General features: G+C 36.8%; 11 protein-coding genes. 8 read left to right on the top strand and 3 right to left on the bottom strand.

Features of this window, described 5'->3' with window-relative positions:
- Positions 1-368: 368 nt before the first annotated feature.
- Both gap and E2R67_RS14200 read right to left on the bottom strand, forming a co-directional pair.
- The gene (gene gap / locus E2R67_RS14205; RefSeq protein ID WP_134291614.1) at positions 369-1361 is read right to left on the bottom strand and encodes a type I glyceraldehyde-3-phosphate dehydrogenase; all 993 of its coding nucleotides are present in this window, start codon (positions 1359-1361) and stop codon (positions 369-371) included.
- Positions 1362-1749: 388 nt separating this feature from the next.
- On the bottom strand, positions 1750-2658 hold the full coding sequence (locus E2R67_RS14200; protein WP_134291613.1) for a D-hexose-6-phosphate mutarotase: 909 nt from the start codon (positions 2656-2658) through the stop codon (positions 1750-1752).
- A 267-nt stretch (positions 2659-2925) separates the two neighbouring features.
- Here E2R67_RS14200 and E2R67_RS14195 point away from each other — a divergent pair, with 267 nt between their 5' ends.
- A complete protein-coding gene (locus E2R67_RS14195; RefSeq protein WP_134291612.1) occupies positions 2926-4485 on the top strand; it encodes a 4-alpha-glucanotransferase in 1560 nt (519 codons plus the stop codon).
- A gap of 58 nt (positions 4486-4543) precedes the next feature.
- On the opposite strand, the gene E2R67_RS14190 is transcribed toward E2R67_RS14195, so the two are convergent.
- Entirely contained in the window at positions 4544-5395 is an 852-nt protein-coding gene (locus tag E2R67_RS14190) for a DUF2989 domain-containing protein (RefSeq protein ID WP_166739399.1), read from the bottom strand.
- A gap of 78 nt (positions 5396-5473) precedes the next feature.
- Between E2R67_RS14190 and E2R67_RS14185 the strand changes: the two genes are divergently transcribed.
- The 7 genes from E2R67_RS14185 to E2R67_RS14155 all read left to right on the top strand — a co-directional run bounded on the left by E2R67_RS14185 (position 5474) and on the right by E2R67_RS14155 (position 17471).
- Positions 5474-5758 carry a YeaC family protein gene (locus E2R67_RS14185; RefSeq protein ID WP_134291610.1) on the top strand — a complete coding sequence of 95 codons (285 nt, stop codon included), beginning with the start codon at positions 5474-5476 and terminating at the stop codon, positions 5756-5758.
- Positions 5759-6039: 281 nt separating this feature from the next.
- A complete protein-coding gene (gene lpcA / locus E2R67_RS14180; protein WP_134291609.1) occupies positions 6040-6621 on the top strand; it encodes a D-sedoheptulose 7-phosphate isomerase in 582 nt (193 codons plus the stop codon).
- A 3-nt stretch (positions 6622-6624) separates the two neighbouring features.
- Positions 6625-7392, top strand: a complete 768-nt coding sequence (locus E2R67_RS14175; protein WP_134291608.1) for a class II glutamine amidotransferase — start codon at positions 6625-6627, stop codon at positions 7390-7392.
- 325 nt (positions 7393-7717) lie between these two features.
- Complete coding sequence (locus E2R67_RS14170; RefSeq protein WP_134291607.1) at positions 7718-9379, top strand: methyl-accepting chemotaxis protein; 1662 nt, start codon at positions 7718-7720, stop codon at positions 9377-9379.
- 312 nt (positions 9380-9691) lie between these two features.
- Complete coding sequence (locus E2R67_RS14165; protein ID WP_166739398.1) at positions 9692-14632, top strand: alpha-2-macroglobulin family protein; 4941 nt, start codon at positions 9692-9694, stop codon at positions 14630-14632.
- Entirely contained in the window at positions 14592-17036 is a 2445-nt protein-coding gene (gene pbpC, locus E2R67_RS14160) for a penicillin-binding protein 1C (protein WP_134291605.1), read from the top strand. Before E2R67_RS14165 ends, pbpC begins: the two co-directional genes overlap by 41 nt.
- An 18-nt stretch (positions 17037-17054) precedes the next feature.
- Complete coding sequence (locus tag E2R67_RS14155) at positions 17055-17471, top strand: ATP-binding protein (RefSeq protein WP_134291604.1); 417 nt, start codon at positions 17055-17057, stop codon at positions 17469-17471.
- Positions 17472-17531 lie beyond the last annotated feature (60 nt).

Below are 17531 nucleotides of genomic sequence, written 5' to 3'. Positions count from 1 at the left end.
TAGCAGGTACAAAAAAAGCCTGTATTTAGCAGGCTTTATGAACAAAGTTAAGACTGTCTTGTTTCGTGTCTTCGCATAGTCCGATTTCGTTGTCGTACCAAGATACAGAATTTAACCAACGAATTTACCATCTTTACTTTATTTCAGGTACAAAAAAGCCTGCGTATAGCAGGCTTATTATTCTAGTCAGTTAAAACTTATTTAGAAATAAGTGCAACTAGGTCTAAAACTTTGTTTGAGTAACAGATTTCGTTGTCGTACCAAGATACTGAATTTAACCAACGAATTTATCATCTTTACTTTTTTTCAGGTACAAAAAAGCCCATACCGAAGTATAGGCTTAAAACAATGTTTAACTTAAGTCAGTCTTATTTAGAAATAAGTGCAACTAGGTCAAGAACTTTGTTTGAGTAACCGATTTCGTTGTCGTACCAAGATACAACTTTAGCGAATTTATCAGTTAGTGATAAACCTGCTTTTGCGTCGAATACAGAAGTTTGAGTTTCACCGATGAAATCTTGTGATACTACGTCGTCTTCAGTGTAACCAAGAACGCCAGCCATTTCATTTTCAGAAGCGCGCTTCATTTCAGCACAGATTTCTGCGTATGTAGCAGGAGTTTTAAGGTTAACTGTTAAGTCAACAACAGAAACGTCAGCAGTTGGTACACGGAAAGCCATACCAGTTAGAAGACCGTTAAGAGCAGGAATTACTTTACCTACTGCTTTAGCTGCACCAGTTGAAGATGGGATGATGTTTTGAGAAGCACCACGACCACCGCGCCAATCTTTAACAGATGGACCATCAACAGTTTTTTGTGTAGCAGTTGTTGCATGAACCGTAGTCATTAGACCTGATTCAATACCCCATTTATCGTTAAGTACTTTAGCGATAGGAGCTAGACAGTTAGTAGTACAAGAAGCGTTAGAAACGATATCTTGACCAGCGTATTCGTCAAAGTTAACACCGTTAACGAACATTGGAACGTCACCAGAAGGACCAGTTAGAACAACTTTCTTCGCACCAGCTGTGATATGTTTACGAGCTGTTTCGTCAGTTAGGAAGAAACCAGTACCTTCAGCAACAACGTCAACACCTACTTCATTCCATTTTAGGTCTGCAGGATCACGTTCAGCAGTAACACGGATAGTCTTACCGTTTACGATTAGGTTACCGTCTTTAACTTCAACAGTACCGTTGAAACGACCGTGTGTTGAATCATATTTAAGCATGTAAGCCATGTATTCAACGTCGATTAAGTCATTGATTGCAACAACTTCAATATCTGCACGTTCACATGAAGCGCGGAATACGAAACGGCCGATACGGCCAAAACCGTTAATACCTACTTTAATTGTCATTCTCTTTTCCTTTTGGAGGTTTAATTTTAAACTTGTCATCATTATAAGTATCAAAAACACTTATGACTTGATGTTGGTCAAGTTATAGGCTCTGAAAACATTTTCGCTTATAAATAAGTTACAAAAAAACATAAATTACAAGTTAACTTGTTTTTTGAGCTTGTATCCTTGTAATTAAATTACAAGATTATCTTAAGTGCAATTTCACATTAAATAAAGTAAAAACACAGTAATAGCGCGATTAGTTTATCTAGTGAGCAGTATTTAATTTACTTGACTCAAAATTACTATATTCGGCAATTGTAACTAGATGATCATTTTTATGCAATATTACAACGTAATTACAAGGTAACTTGATTTTTATTTGTTCGTTTTGTTTTATCACAGCCTATTTCATTGCTGTTTCTTTTATAGTCGTGCTTAGCGTATGTGCTTGTCCTGCCTCAACTAATACGCCATTTTGTCCAGTAATAGCTGATTCAATACAAAGCATAGTTTGATAGCCATCATCAGGCATATCAGCGAAACTTGCTGCTTTATTTATCCATGGATTCCAAACAACCACGGAATCGTTTCCACTATTCGTTACCATTATCTTTCGTTGGTTGCCGCCATCGTTGACCATAAGGTCACCTTGGTTTACTTGATGAATTGCATCTAACTCAGCATTAATAGTTAATAGTGTAGGCGATTTTTTGCTTTTGCCTGCATCTAATGAATCGGTGTAATCTTCAGCTAAACCTTCAATGTTAACTTGCTCTGTATTGGCTATATGCAAATAAGTATGTAGTGCGCCGCTATAGGTGAAACTGCTTGAACCTGTGTTTTCTGTGACTAATGATAGTTCGATAAAGTCACTCAGTGAGGCTTTTAAGGTAAGTTGAAAATCATGTTTCCATAGTTGTTTACTTGCTTCACTGCTAGCCAATGAAAAATCAATATTAACACCCTGATTATCTTCATTAATGCAGGTTACTTTCCACTTACTGATTCTAGCAAATCCATGAGATGGTAATGGCTCTGCGAATTCTTGATTAGGTTTTCCAAACCAAGGCCAGCAAATAGGTACACCGCCTCTAATGGCTTTACTATTATTAAAAGCTGCCGTTTTACTTAAATATATAAGCGGTCTTTGATGCTTGCGTTGGAAGTGAATAAGGTGTCCGCCATGCAATGTAAAAGCGGCATCAAAGTTTTGATGATCGATAATAATAAACTCAAACCCTTGATCGTTTGTTTTTAAAGTCACTGAGTCGGATAGTTTTTTTATTTCATTAAGCTTGATATGAGAAATCATAATATCCCTTGTTTGATCCTTAGTGCGCCTAACTTTAGTGCAAACTAAATCACTTATTTTAAGCAATACCAACAAATCATTTTTAATGTTATTGGTATAAAAAGTACGTAACAAGTAAAGTACGTTAAAAGCTGCAAATTTCAATGAGATTTAAACTGGTAATGACTTGTTTAATGATCAAATCGATAACTTTATGCATTAATTGCAATATCAAGATTAAATAGCAGATAATTCTTTGAACTAAAAAATATTAAGTATAGGTGTGATATGAGTGGTACGGCATTAGATTCGTTTATGCAATTAAAGAGTATTGATCCAAATTTTATTAATGCCTCGGGCGAACCTTGCATTGTTGAAGAAGAGTGTATTAAAGGCATAGTGAAACAGTTGGGATTTGATGCTGATGATGACAATGCTTTATTGACGTATTATCAAGAAGAAGAAACACGCCATTGGTTATCACTATTGCCACCTGTTTCTGTTTTTCAACAATCGGCAAGTTACGAATTAGAAGTTCATTTACCTATTGATTTTGTGACTGACCAATTAGTTTATCGAGTAACCACGGAAGCCGGTTTGCAAATGGATGAGTTATTAACTGCTGCAGACTTTCCTTTATTGGCTGTTAATGAAATTTCAGATGTTGAATTTCAACTATATAGTGTGACCTTACCAGTCCAATTAGATCTTGGATATCATCACCTTGCTTTGTTAGAAGTCGGTAATGAAGAGCCTCTTGCTGTTATGCATTTAATTATTACACCTGATGTTTGTTATCAATCGGCGCAGATACAAAAAGATAAAAAAGTAGTAAGCACTAACATTTCATTGGCTCACTTAACAGCTGATAAAAGCGAAACTAACCTTCTAGATTCTATTAAAGTGCAGGCTTTGCCTGAGTTGTGGACTGATTTATATCACCTTGATTTAACAGCAGTCGCTGAATTTAAACATTATAAAACAGCACAAGATGTGTTGAAAAATTTGAATGACTTAACTGATTATGATGCGATCACAGTTATCAAAGCTAAGTTAGATGTATTACGTGTTTTATTTGATGGCTTTAATAAACAAGAGCCACAAAACGTAAAGGATGCGTTTTCTACTTTCATTACTGATGGCGGTATTGACCTTAAACAGCAAGCTAGCTTTGATGCTTTACATCATCAATTTTTGTCTGAAAATAAATTAACTGATTATTTGAATTGGCCTGCGGATTTTCAATCTTATTCAAGCCAAGGTACACAGAATTGGATTGCTGAAAATAAACAAGAAATAGTATTTTGGCAATACTGTTATTGGGTTGTTAAGCAACAATTTGAAGCATTAGAAACCCTGATTGAATCTCAAGGCACAACATTGAAGTATTATCAGCAAGTTGTTATTGGCGCTTCAAAAAACAGCTTTAAAATGTGGGCTAACAGCGACGTTTATTGTCAAGGCATTAACATTAAAGCTCCTTTAGACTGGCCAATGACATTAAATCAAAGTGTGGAATACTCACCATTAATACCGGATCAGCTTTATAGATCTGGCTACCAAGCTTTCATTAAGTTGCTGCAATCAAGTATGAAACGTACAAGAGTGTTACATATTAAACATATCGCTGCTCTATTAAGACTTTGGTGGGTACCTGAAAGTGCACAACGAGAGCAGGGGGCTTTTGTTTATTATAATGTTTATGACATGCTTAATTTGTTGACGTTAGAAAGTATTCGGAATCAATGTGTCGTAGTGATTGATGCTGAAGAATCTTTACCCGAAGGGATGCATGAATTGTTATTAGAAGCAGGTGTTTATTCATCTTCGTTATTTGATTTTAGATAAAATAAAAGCGACTTAATTTAACTATTAAGTCGCTTTTTATAGGTTAACTTGATTAAGTTTATTGTGCAGGTAATTCTTGGAAATATTGTGGTGCTTGCTCTTTAAATACGCCATCTTCAAGTGCTTCAATATACATATCAACTTTTGTATCTAATTCGCTTTGCATATCCTCTGTAATAAATCCTCTATCGACAATGAGATCTAAATTAATAGGCGGTAACTCATCATCGTCATCGGCAGTATCAAGTGTTACTTTTGCCCATATGTATGCTTCTTCGTATTTATTGGTACGGAAGAAAAAAGACACTAATTGTAAAAAGATATTACTAGGTAACTCTTCAATACTTCTACTTTCACGCAAGGCTTTGTAATAAAAATCTAGTGATTTTTGTGTTTCATCTGCACTGTAATAAACAGCTAATTTAGCTAACACTGATGGGTCGGTTAAATTAGGTTGCTTAGCAGCGGCTAAAAATACCTTTTTAGCCTGTAGGTCGTTAAAGTTTGTCCACAGGTAATAAGCTAAGTTAGGATCTTGGGTACCAACTGAGTCTTTTAATAGTTGATCAATGACTTTTTGGCTTGCAAGATAGTTATCTAAACGTTTTTGTTTTCTATCTTTATAACGTTTATAAGCAATTTGTAACGTCGGTGCTAAACAAACTTTATAAGCATCGAGCTCTTCTAGTAATGTTTTAATATTTTTATCATTAGACTCTTGCAAGTGATTATAACGCGCTCTGATCAGTGATGTTCTATTGTAGCGACAATCACCAATGACATGTAAGTCGTTACAAATACCTGGTGCTTCTTCACAAATTTGGCTTATGCTTTTTTCTTTAAGCCCACATCCAGCAAGGGTGAGTGAAATCAAGATCAATAGCAAAGATTTAAAGTTAAACATAAACATAAGTAGATAATTCCATATAAGTAAATATACTTTAGCGACTATGAACTTAATATATACCATCATCAATAGGTAAAGTCAGTGTCAAATATCAATGATTATGCAAAAAATATATCACCATCACTTTATGAAAAACTTAAAACAGCTGTAGAAACAGGAAAATGGTTGGATGGAGAGCCTTTAACAGAAGAGCAAAAAGCGCATTCATTACAGTTAGTTATGGCTTATCAAAAAGAGTTTAATATCGACCCAGACCATTTCACCATTGCACAAAATGGCGAAATCCATATGGTGCCTAAAAAAGTGTTAAAAAATCAGTTTGCAGAGAAAGATGATTCTGATGATATACACATTCTTAAACTTTAAATTGTTCTTGCAAAAACTTGTTGATACTCGTTATCATTAAGTTGCTTAGTTATTTTTCTTCTAATCGCTACTATTTAATTATCGATAAATAACAAAGTTGGTTTCAACATTTAAAGAATACTCACCTTTAATAAATAAAAATGAAGCATCTCTATTTTGATTCATAACTTAATGCTTCATAATACTCATATAAGCAAAGAGGTTATTTTTTATTAGGTGTTCAAAATGACTTAGTAATATGAAGTCATGCAACTCGTATACAAATTATTTAAGTAGGTATTATGAATTTATCATTGATTAAAGATGAGCTGTTAGAAGCACAAAAGGTGCTATCTGATTTTGTGTCTAACCAAGACAATTTACAAAAAATTGAAGAAGCTGCTTCATTATTAGCGAATGCATTTAAAAATGAAGGCAAAGTTTTAGCTTGTGGTAACGGTGGTTCTCACTGTGACGCAATGCATTTTGCAGAAGAATTAACAGGTCGTTATCGTGAAAATCGTCCTTCTTACCCTGCAATTGCTATTTCTGATGTTAGCCATATTTCTTGTGTCGGTAACGATTATGGTTTTGATTATATTTTCTCTCGTTACCTTGAAGGCGTTGGCAGAAAAGGTGATGTGCTATTTTGTTTATCAACCAGTGGTAACTCTGTAAATATTTTAAATGCCATTAAAGTCGCGAAAGAAAAGGGCATGAAAGTGATTGCGTTAACCGGAAAAGATGGCGGAAAAATGGCTGGCTTAGCTGATGTCGAAGTTCGCGTTCCGCATTTTGGTTTTGCTGACCGTATTCAAGAAGTTCATATTAAAATTATTCATATCTTAATTTATCTTATCGAAAAAAAGATGGTTCAAGCGTAAATCATGTGTGAATTATTAGGCATGAGTGCCAATGTCCCAACGGATATCTGTTTTAGTTTTAGCGGCTTGGTCAAACGTGGTGGTGAAACTGGACCGCATAAAGATGGTTGGGGCATTACCTTTTATGAAGGAAAGGGATGCCGCAGCTTTAAAGATCCCAATCCAAGCTGTGATTCTAAAGTTGCAGACTTAGTGAAACAATATCCAATAAAAAGTAAGTCTGTTATCAGCCATATTCGCCAAGCGAATCGTGGTGGTGTTAATTTAGAAAACACACACCCTTTTATTCGTGAACTTTGTGGACGTAATTGGACTTATGCGCATAATGGGCAACTAACTGGTTACGAAGACTTAGCAATGGGTTATGCGAATCCTGTTGGTCAAACCGATAGCGAACGTGCCTTCTGCTGGATATTGAATAAATTGCATCAAGAATTCAAACAACAACCCGATGATATGTTAACCATGTTTAAATATGTGGCAGGTTGTGCGGATCAGTTAAAAGCATTAGGTGTTTTTAATATGTTACTAACCGACGGTGAATATGTGATGTGCTATTGCACTAATAACTTACATTGGATCACTCGCCGAGCACCGTTTGGGAAAGCTCAGTTAATTGATGAAGATATGACCGTGGATTTTCAGCAAGAAACTTCTGCAACGGATGTAGTGACTGTGATTGCGACTCGCCCACTAACTAAAGATGAAGCATGGAACAAAATGAACGAAGGTGAATTTTGTGTGTTCCGCTTTGGCGAACGTGTATTATAAATTAGTTTATTTCCATTAATTCACCCCTTATTATTTCTATTATTTATTCATCTTGTTTTAACTAAATTTGTTAAGACAAGGTTGACTCTTTTATTCTTCTCAGTTACATAACTCACATTTTTATTGATTTATTGAACTTGTCTTAACTAATTGTAATAAAAGTGATTGTTAATTAATCACTCTGAGTGTGCCTTACTTCTCACAAATGTATTTTTTACTAAAGTTTTATTGGTTTCGGGCGACATAATATGAAAAAGAACCTAATGTTATAGAAGATCCTTTTTCTATCAATAAATTATCCCTGTATAGGATAGTTGGAGCGCTAATGAATAAATTAAACTTACTAAATAAACTCTTATTACTTACCTTATTACCGATAACTCTCATTATTGTTTTGCTTATTTCGGCTTATTATACTGTTGAGTCAGATGGGCTTGAACAAGATGTTACTCAGTTTCGTACTTCATTAATTAAAGAAAGAAATACTCAACTTAAAGAAATTACTGAAGTGGCTTTAGGTATTATTGCTTATCAAAAATCTTTACCAAATGGTGATATTGAGGGCGCTTTACGTAATATTCGTTTTGGTAGTGCAGGGTATTTTTATATTTATGATACTAAAGGTGTGAATATCTTTCATGCAGTTAAACCTGCTTTGGAAGGAAAGAATTTAATTGATTTAAAAGATACAAAAGGCAATAAATTAATTGTTGGTCTATTGGACGCTGCTCAGAACGGAGATGGGACTTATTCTTTTTACTTCCAAAAACCAGATTCTCCAGAACAACTTGAGAAATTAGGTTACGCCACTATGGTACCTGGTACTAATTGGATGCTAGGAACCGGTGCTTACATTGAGGATATTGAAGAAATAGTTATTCAATATACAAATGTAGCGAAGAAAGAGTTACATGAAAAAATAATGTTTACAATATTTGCATCATTAGCATTAATTATCGTGACTGCTGTGATTATATTTATTGCTGCCGCAAGAATGGTGAAACCAATCCAACGTATGGTTGAAAACTTAAATGATATTGCTCAAGGTGAAGGTGACTTAACGTTACGCTTACAAGTTTCTGGTAATGATGAAATTGCGCAATTAGGGAACTCATTTAACCAGTTTGTTGAAAAATTAAGACATATCATCAGTGATATTAATACTGCCACAATCAGCATTAATCAGGCTGGTGGTGATATGAGTAAGCAAAGTAATAACATTGCTTCTCAATTAACGTCTCATAATGATGAAACGGATCAAGTGGTATCAGCAATTACTGAAATGTCAGCGACAGCAAACGAAGTAGCAAGTAATACTAACCATGTTGCCGAAGCAACCCAGGCTGTTACCAATGATGTTATGAATGCACAGGATCGAGTGCAAGAATCTTTAGTTGAAGTTTCTGCTTTAGTAGAAGAAATCAACGGTGCAGCAAGCTGTATGGATTCATTAAGCGAGCAATCACAAAAAATTAATAATGTATTATCAGTAATTGGTGCCATTGCAGAGCAAACTAACTTATTAGCATTGAATGCTGCGATAGAAGCTGCACGCGCAGGTGAGCAAGGACGAGGCTTTGCGGTTGTTGCTGATGAGGTAAGAAACTTAGCAAGCAGAACACAAACGAGTACGCTTGAAATCAATGAGATGCTTGAAGAGTTACATCGTCTAGTAACACAATCTGTTAATGCAATGTCATTAAGCCAAGAGCGAAGTGGACGTACTGTTGAATCTTCACAGGCTATTTCTGAAAGTTTAACATCAGTGACTGGCGCCATTACATCAATTAACGATATGGCCACTCAAATTGCAACAGCAACCACTGAGCAAAGCTCGGTAACAGAAGAAGTGAATCGCAACGTTAATGAAATCCAGCGCATTGTGATGTCATTAACTGAAAGCAGTGCAGAAGCAGAAAGTGTTTCAAAAGATGTGCTTGCTGAAGGTGATAAATTGAATCGCTTAGTGAGTCAATTTAAAATTTAATTCATAAAAAGGTTAACTTTTTTAAAAGTTAATAAATAGAAACGCTTAAGTTTAGTGTTGAAATCGATACTATCTTAAGCGTTTTTTATATCAGTAAAACCGTATCACAACCTTAAAAAATACATCTTAACCTATTTAGTATTTGTGTCTCGCCAAACTATTCCTTAAAGTAAATGTCTGATTGATTTTTTAAAGAGATTATTGACTCTCTACTTGATATTTTTTTCTTTAAACAGCCATAATGTGATGTATTCATGGCGAGTTTTTATTTAATTATCTTATCATCGCAAAACTATAATGGAGTTACGTTTAATGCTGCTTAAAAAATTGGGGATAGTGATTGTATTATCTTTGTTGTTACTTGAGTGCCATGACAACAAAGTAAGCGAGACCGCTGTAAATTTCATTAATGATAAAATGCTATCTATTGATACAACGCCTATTGTTGAAACTCCAATTGTTAATAACACTCCTGATGTGCAAACTGAAATCGCGGATCCTGCTATTGAATTAATGTTAGTGGATGTTTCAGAGCGAGAAGCTGGAGCAAGTAATGCCATTGAATTAATGTTTAATATTCCACTGCAGCCAAACCAAGATTTTGATCGCTTTATTATAACGACTCCGAAACTTGCAACACCTGTATTAAGCGCTAACGGTAAAAAAATTCAGTTTTTTGGTATTCAACCAGAAACTAAATATCAGATTAATGTGGTTGCAGGTTTACAGGCGAATAATGGCAATTTGATTGCTGAGCATTCAAGACACAATATTGAAACAAGAGCCATGCAACCTGTTGTCAGTTTCAAGAGTGATAATGGTGCAATTTTGGTACCCGGACATTCAGATGAATTAGGCATTTATTCTATTAATATGCCTGAAGTTGATCTTAATGTTTATCGTGTAAAAACAGAAAAGCTTAATGATTTTTTGAGTGAATTTAAGCAAATATCTACAAGTGGTGCTTATTACTACAATAATAAAAGACGCGAAGAAATGGTTGAGCATCTCTATACCGCACGGATTGAAACTGGCGGTAAAGCCAACCAAAGAGAAATTAGCAAATTTTCTATTGCAGACAAAAAATGGGCTAACGATAGTGGGGTTTATTTTGCAACCTTAGGTAAACCTGGAAGTTTTGAATTTTCAGCGGCAACTTGGTTTTCTGTATCGGCGATTGGTTTACAAATTCGTCAATTCCCTAAGCAAACTTACATCATCACTCAAGATATTAAAACGGGAAAAATATTACCTAGTGTCAAAGTGGATTTATTAGATAGTAAATCACGTCGTTACGCTTCGTTGACCAGTGATCTTGAAGGTCGAATTACAGTCAGTAAAAAGCATATTCGTCACTTATCTTTAATTATGGCACGCAAAGGCGAGCAAGTGACTATTTTGCCATATCAAAACCCTCGCTTTGACCTGTCTGATTTTAATATTGGTGGTTTACAACACAGTGATAGCCAGTTGTTTGTTTATTCTGAACGCGATATTTATCGTCCCGGTGAATCATTAACCTTGAGTATTTTAAGACGTGATGCAGATGGAGGTGTTGAAAACCAAGCGCTGAGTGTCGCAATCCATGAACCTAATGGCAGTCGTTATAAATCAGTTTGGTTAAATGCAACGGATAAAAAGAACGGCTATTACGAATATAACCTTGATTTACCTGAATTTGGTCCTGTCGGAAATTGGGAAGCGCGAGTGAGTATGAAAGGCAACCGCCAATATACTGCGAGCTTTGGGTTTAAAGTTGAAGAGTTCTTGCCGGATCGTTTACGTTTGACCTTAGGTGATAATGGTAAAGTACAACGCTTTACACCTGAACAAGGTTTAGCCGTCAATGTACTTGGTGAATACTTATATGGTGCACCAGCAGCCGGCAACAAACTTGAATCTACAATGAGCGTATCTGCTTGGAACAACCCTTTCAAACAATGGCCTGATTATTTTGTCGGTGACCGAGATGCAGCAAAAGTCAATAATGTAGGCTTACCTACAGCGACGCTCAATAAAGAGGGTGAATACGTAAGCCAAATCAAACAAGATTGGAAGCGTTGGAATGTACCTACAAAAGTACGTTTAAATTATAGTTTATTTGAAAGTGGTGGCCGTGCAATCAATCGTCATCATGATAGTTTGTTATGGCCATTAGATAGCTTTGTCGCGGTTAAAGCTGGTTTTGAAAATAATCAATCTGCGAGTAATAGTAAAATAGACTTTAATTTACTCAGACTTGATAAAGCAGGAAATAGCATCGGAACAGGTGACGTTAAAGTCGAAGTTATCCGTGAAGAAAAACGTTATTTTTGGACTTACAGTGACGATAAAGGGTGGCATTATCAACGTATCGAAAAAGAATATGCAGTGGATAATCGAACACTTACTTTCACTAACCAAGATCCACTAAAATTTACAACTGAAGTGGAATGGGGCGGATATCGTCTAGAGTTAACCGACCTTGCTACTCAGGGAAAAACTATTTACCGCTTTACTGCAGGAGAGGAATGGTACAACCAATGGGAAGATAATAGCAGTACAATTCGTCCCGATAGAGTTAATTTAGCCTTAGATAAAGCCTCTTATTTACCCGGAGAAAAGTTAACCTTACGTATTGGTTCACCTACCGCAGGTAATGCATTAATTACCATTGAAACCGACTCTATTTTGTACCAAAAACAATTTGCAGTGATTAAAGGGGAATCGTCATTTACATTAACTGTGCCAGCAAGGTTAACAAGGCATGATGCTTATATTTCAGTGTTTGTTGTTGCGCCTTCAAATGATCACGACCAATCAGTGAGCAAACGCAGTTTTGGCATTGTGCATTTACCGTTAACTCGTGATGAGCGGAAAATTGATTTAAGTATTGATGTACCAGAACGTTGGTTACCGAATCAAAAAGTGATTGCTAAAATTAACGCTAAAGATGCACAGGGCAATCCGTTATCAGGAAGTGCTAGAGTGACTTTATCTGCCGTCGATGCAGGTGTGTTAAGTGTTAGTGATTATAAAGTAGAAGATCCTTACGACTTCTTTTATGGACAACGATCCTATCAAGGTGCATTAACTGATATTTACGACCAAGTCATGACACCTTTATTGGCAAGTATTGCTAAATTACGTTGGGGTGGCGATGCCGCGTTAACGCGTGGTGGTGAAAAAGCAGAAAGTGAAGTGCAAATTGTCAGCTTATTTAGCGGCCCTGTTATTATTAGAAATGGCATCGCTGAAATCCCACTGCAATTACCTGCATTTGATGGTGAGCTTGTGTTAACCGCCGTTGCTTTTGACCAAAATAAATTTGCTAAAGCAGAGCAAGCGATCACAGTAAGCTCGCCTGTCGTGCTTCAAGTTTCAATGCCTAAGTTTATGGCAAGTGGAGACAGCAGTAAGGTTGTCTTAGAACTAACCAATACCACGGATAAAATAGCAGAAGGTAAATTGGAATTAACCGTAGATGGTCAAGTTGATTTCCAAAGAAGTATACGTTCTATCACTTTACAACCGAGTGAAAAGAAAACCATTAATATCACGCTGAAAGCATCGCAAGATATTGGTGAAGCTAAGATCAAAGCTGAATTATCTTTAGTTGATCAAGACAACAATGAAAAAGAATTTATTGAACGTGAATGGGCAATTCCAGTAAGAACAACGCAAGCCAGTGAATTTCATTCTAAAAAAGTACTATTGCTACCGGGTGATGATCTTTCTTTATCAACGGATGTACTTAAACCCTTTGTTGCAGCGAGTAAGAAATTACAATTATCTGTAGCCTTAAGCCCTAATCTTGATACTCAAGCACATTGGCAATACCTTGTTGAATATCCTTATACTTGCTTGGAACAAACAACAAGTAAGTCACGCCCTTTTGCTTCAGCATTAAATGGTAAAGACTTTTATAAAGCCAAAACAGCGCTTGAAAAAGCCAATAGCGCAATTGAACGTTATTCAGAATTACAACGAACAGATGGTAGTTTTGGTTTATGGAGTAAGCGCTCTGTTGAACAACATTGGTTAACCTCCTATGCCACTGAGTATCTTTATGATCTAAAAGCTAAAGGTATTGATGTACCAGCTGAGATGTTAAACCAAGCAACCAAACGTTTGCAAAGCTATTTAAGTTCTCGTTTCCGTCATAACGTTAATACATGGTCAAGTGAACCTAAACATTATGATGCAGCTTATCGTGCTTATGCAGCTTATGTATTAGCGAAACAAAATAAAGTGACATTAGGTCCATTGCGAGATATTCAAGAGAAACACCTTAATGCAGCGATTGGTAAATTACCGGGTGTACATCTTGGGTTAGCCATGTTGATGACTGGTAGTGAAAAAGAAGGAACGGCATTGATTAATGCGGCCTTAACTAAAAAACGCACTAATCAATATTTAGGTGATTATGGAAGTCAAATACGTGACGATGCCATGGTGATCAATGCATTATTAACAACACCTTCGGTGAGTGATGAACTTAAACAGAAAGCGTTAACTATGCTGCCTCAATTAGCTTCGGATATAAACGGAGAAAAATGGTTAAGCACGCAAGAACGTAGCGCACTTTTATCATTAGCACTCACCATGGAAACACAATATGCAGATCAATCGTGGCGCGGAACTTTAAATGTTGCGGGTCAAGTTGAAGCATTAAATTTAACAGGTGAATACCATCAAAACATTAACCTAATTAATAATTCAACAGCCACTTTTACTAACCAAGGCGAAACACCTATTTATGCTTCATTTGATTGGAGCGGGGTACCTATTAAACCTGTTTATAATGTTAATCAAGGAATAGAAGTCTCCGTGGATCATTATTCAGTAAAAGAAGGGCAAGCAACAAAACTATCGACTGATAACACATTAAACTCTGGTGAATTGTTACTTACTCGTATTATTGTGACTAGTGATGAACGTGTTCCTGATGCATTATTAGCGAATTTAATGCCTGCAGGTTTAGAGTTAGAAAATCAAAATCTAGCGAATAGTTTAAAACTTGCTGATATTAGCATTGATGGTAAAAAGTTGAATATTTCGGAGCAAATAGAACATCAAGAATTCAGAGAAGATCGCTATATTGCGGCTTTAGATTTACCTAGCAGAGGAACACAAACATTATACGTCTTATCACGTGCGGTAAATCCGGGTGTTTATGTTGTACCTGCGGTACGTATTGAATCTATGTACAAACCTTCTGTTTATGGCGTAGGTGGAAGTATTAAACAAATCACAGTTAATGCTCAACCTTAAACTAAAGTGGAGTGATACAAAGCCAATAAGAAAGCTCGTCTATAGCTTGTTTTTTGTTGGCTTTTTATTGGGTAGTTTATGGTTAGCGAATATTATTTATCCGCTTGCTTTACCCAATCAGCAGGAAGATTTTGCGACTGTTGTTTTAGATGATGAAGGTTATCCATTGCGTGCCTTTGCAGACAAAAATGGTGTGTGGCGTTATCACGTTAATTTAAGTGAAGTTTCCCCTGAATATCTTAATGCCTTGATTGCCTATGAAGATCGTTACTTCTATCGTCACTTTGGTGTTAATCCAATCAGTTTTTTAAGAGCCGCATGGCAGTATTTAGTTAACCAACGTATCATCTCTGGTGGTTCAACGCTGACCATGCAAGTGGCTCGATTATTACATCCTCATGAGCGCACTTTATTAGGAAAATTAAAACAGATTCTACGCGCCTTCCAATTAGAGTGGCAGTTAAGTAAACAAGAAATATTAAGCCTTTATATTAACTACGCTCCCTTTGGTGGCACATTAGAAGGTGTGCAAGCAGCAAGTTATCAATATCTTCGTAAACCCGTTTCTGATTTACGTCCTGCAGAAGCTGCGTTATTAGCCGTATTACCTCAAGCACCATCTTATTATCGACCTGATCGTCACCCTCAACGCGCCACGTTAGCGCGTGATAAAGTGATTGACCGACTAGCCCGTCAAGGCGAATGGAGCCAACAAAAAGCGCTAAGAGTCAAACAAGAGCCTGTTGTGGTGTGGGAGCCTGAGCAGCCATTAGCGGCGCCTTTGTTAGCAAGGCGTTTAAAGCAAGAAAACCCCCACAAAGCGGTGATCAAAACTTATATTCAACGTGCTCTGCAAGAGCAAATTAGTCGTTATGTTTTAGATTATGCTGGGTTGCAAGGCGATGCTGTTTCTATGGCGGTGCTGGTGGTTGATAACCAAACGCAACATGTGATCAGCTATGTTGGTTCATCATCCATATTAGATAGCAGCCGCGCAGGGCACGTTGATATGGTCAAAGCAATTCGTTCACCGGGCTCAACATTAAAACCGTTATTATTTGGATTAGCCATCGATGACAACATCATTCATTCGCAATCTTTATTAGCCGATGTTCCTCGCCTTAATTCTCGTTATAAACCGGGTAACTTTAGTCATGGATTTGATGGGCCTGTGAGTGCAACGCGCGCATTACAGCGTTCTTTAAATATCCCCTTTGTGCAATTAATTGAAGCATACGGGGAACAAAAATTCGTTAACAAATTAGCGCATGTATTACACCCTTTATCTATTCCAGTTAACAAAGCTAATGCCGCAGTTATTTTAGGAGGAGCTGGCACTTCTTTACAAAGTTTAGTGAGTTTACACAGTAGCTTTGCCAATCAAGGCTGGGTAAAACCGCTAGTGTTTGAAGATACTAGTGACTTTGAAAGTACAAAAGAAAAAACTCAAAAAAGTAAACAAGTAGGGCGTCGTTTAATGAGTGAAGCTGCTGCTTGGATCACTTGGAAAACCTTAACGGGACTCACACCACCAGAGCAATTTAGTTGGGGACTCTCTAAACAAAAGCGTCCACTTCTCGCTTGGAAAACGGGCACCAGTTGGGCTAGTCGAGATGCGTGGGCGATAGGCTCAAGCAAACAATATACAATAGGTGTTTGGGTCGGTAAACCCAATGGAGAACCACTAAGAGGTTCATTAGGTGTGACAACAGCAGCCCCAGCTTTGTTTTCAATTTTAGATATGTTGCAAAGTGAGCATACACAATCCGAGATTCAGCAACCGAAGCGTCCTTTTACAGTGGAAGATAAAGAAATCTGTTGGCCTGATGGACGCTCTGTTAATCTAGTAAAAAGTGGTTGTGATAGACATCTATTTGCATTCACTAAAGATGGCGTAACTCCAAGAACATTACAAATAGAATCGGGTTTTGCATTCCATAATGCGCTTGAAAATATTATCGTAGATCCCAACACTCAACTGCGATTATTAGGTCAGTGCGGCGAAGTAACCGGTGAATTAAAACAAGTTAATGTTTGGCCTCGTCAACTAGAGCCTTGGCTTCCCTTTAAAGAAAGAAGAAGTGCACGCATTCCTAAATATTCAGAGGCATGTTTAACCATACCAAAACAAGAAGATGTGTTGACCATAGTCGGCATAGATAACAAGCAACAAATTTACCGCCAACATTCAGAAGTTATTGAAAAGAATATTTATGCAACGGGCGCTTTTGGCAAGGTAAGTTGGTATTTAAATGGCGACAATATCGGCACCCAATCCGCTCCATTACACCTACAATTGCCCATACAATTAAATGGTGAAATGGAACTAGTCGCAGTGGACGAACATGGCATCACAGGCCGAGTGATCTTTGCCATTAAAGATGATTTGATTTCTAGTAAATAACAGCGAGTATATAAATACATGTCCAAACCAATTCTCACATTAATCCGCGGTTTACCCGGAAGTGGCAAAAGCACACTGGCTAGAAAGTTGGTGGCTGATGCTGATTTGGCTGGTCATGAAGCTCAGCAAAAAACAGTGCATTTAGAAGCGGATATGTATTTTGTTAATGCGAGTGGCGAATATTGTTTTCAATCTGAATCATTGAAGTCTGCACATGAATGGTGCGAAAACGAATGTGAAAAATATTTGCAGCAACAGCATAATGTCGTGGTGTCTAATACCTTTGTACGGCATTGGGAAATGAAAGCTTATCAACAATTAGCGAAACAATATAATGCCAAAATTGAAGTGATAGTATGCAAGGGAAAGTTCGCGAGTATTCATGATGTACCTGCTGAAACCATCAAGCGAATGAAGCAACAATGGCAAGCTTAATTTAACTTTTTTATCGTTTCTATCGCCTATTTTGTCGCGATAAAGTTAACTGAAATTGAC

The sequence above is a fragment of the Psychromonas algicola genome (genome assembly GCF_004378355.1).
Lineage (GTDB): Bacteria > Pseudomonadota > Gammaproteobacteria > Enterobacterales > Psychromonadaceae > Psychromonas.
Note: the sequence above shows the minus strand (reverse complement) of the source record. Positions and strands in the feature narration are given on the sequence as shown.

Bases quoted from the DNA above. Each gene is read 5' to 3' on its own strand.
- E2R67_RS14200 (WP_134291613.1), bottom strand. From the start codon at position 2,658: ATGATTTCTCATATCAAGCTTAATGAAATAAAAAAACTATCCGACTCA.
- E2R67_RS14195 (WP_134291612.1), top strand. From the start codon at position 2,926: ATGAGTGGTACGGCATTAGATTCGTTTATGCAATTAAAGAGTATTGAT.
- E2R67_RS14155 (WP_134291604.1), top strand. From the start codon at position 17,055: ATGTCCAAACCAATTCTCACATTAATCCGCGGTTTACCCGGAAGTGGC.
- E2R67_RS14175 (WP_134291608.1), top strand. From the start codon at position 6,625: ATGTGTGAATTATTAGGCATGAGTGCCAATGTCCCAACGGATATCTGT.
- lpcA (WP_134291609.1), top strand. From the start codon at position 6,040: ATGAATTTATCATTGATTAAAGATGAGCTGTTAGAAGCACAAAAGGTG.
- E2R67_RS14190 (WP_166739399.1), bottom strand. From the start codon at position 5,395: ATGTTTATGTTTAACTTTAAATCTTTGCTATTGATCTTGATTTCACTC.
- gap (WP_134291614.1), bottom strand. From the start codon at position 1,361: ATGACAATTAAAGTAGGTATTAACGGTTTTGGCCGTATCGGCCGTTTC.
- E2R67_RS14170 (WP_134291607.1), top strand. From the start codon at position 7,718: ATGAATAAATTAAACTTACTAAATAAACTCTTATTACTTACCTTATTA.
- E2R67_RS14165 (WP_166739398.1), top strand. From the start codon at position 9,692: ATGCTGCTTAAAAAATTGGGGATAGTGATTGTATTATCTTTGTTGTTA.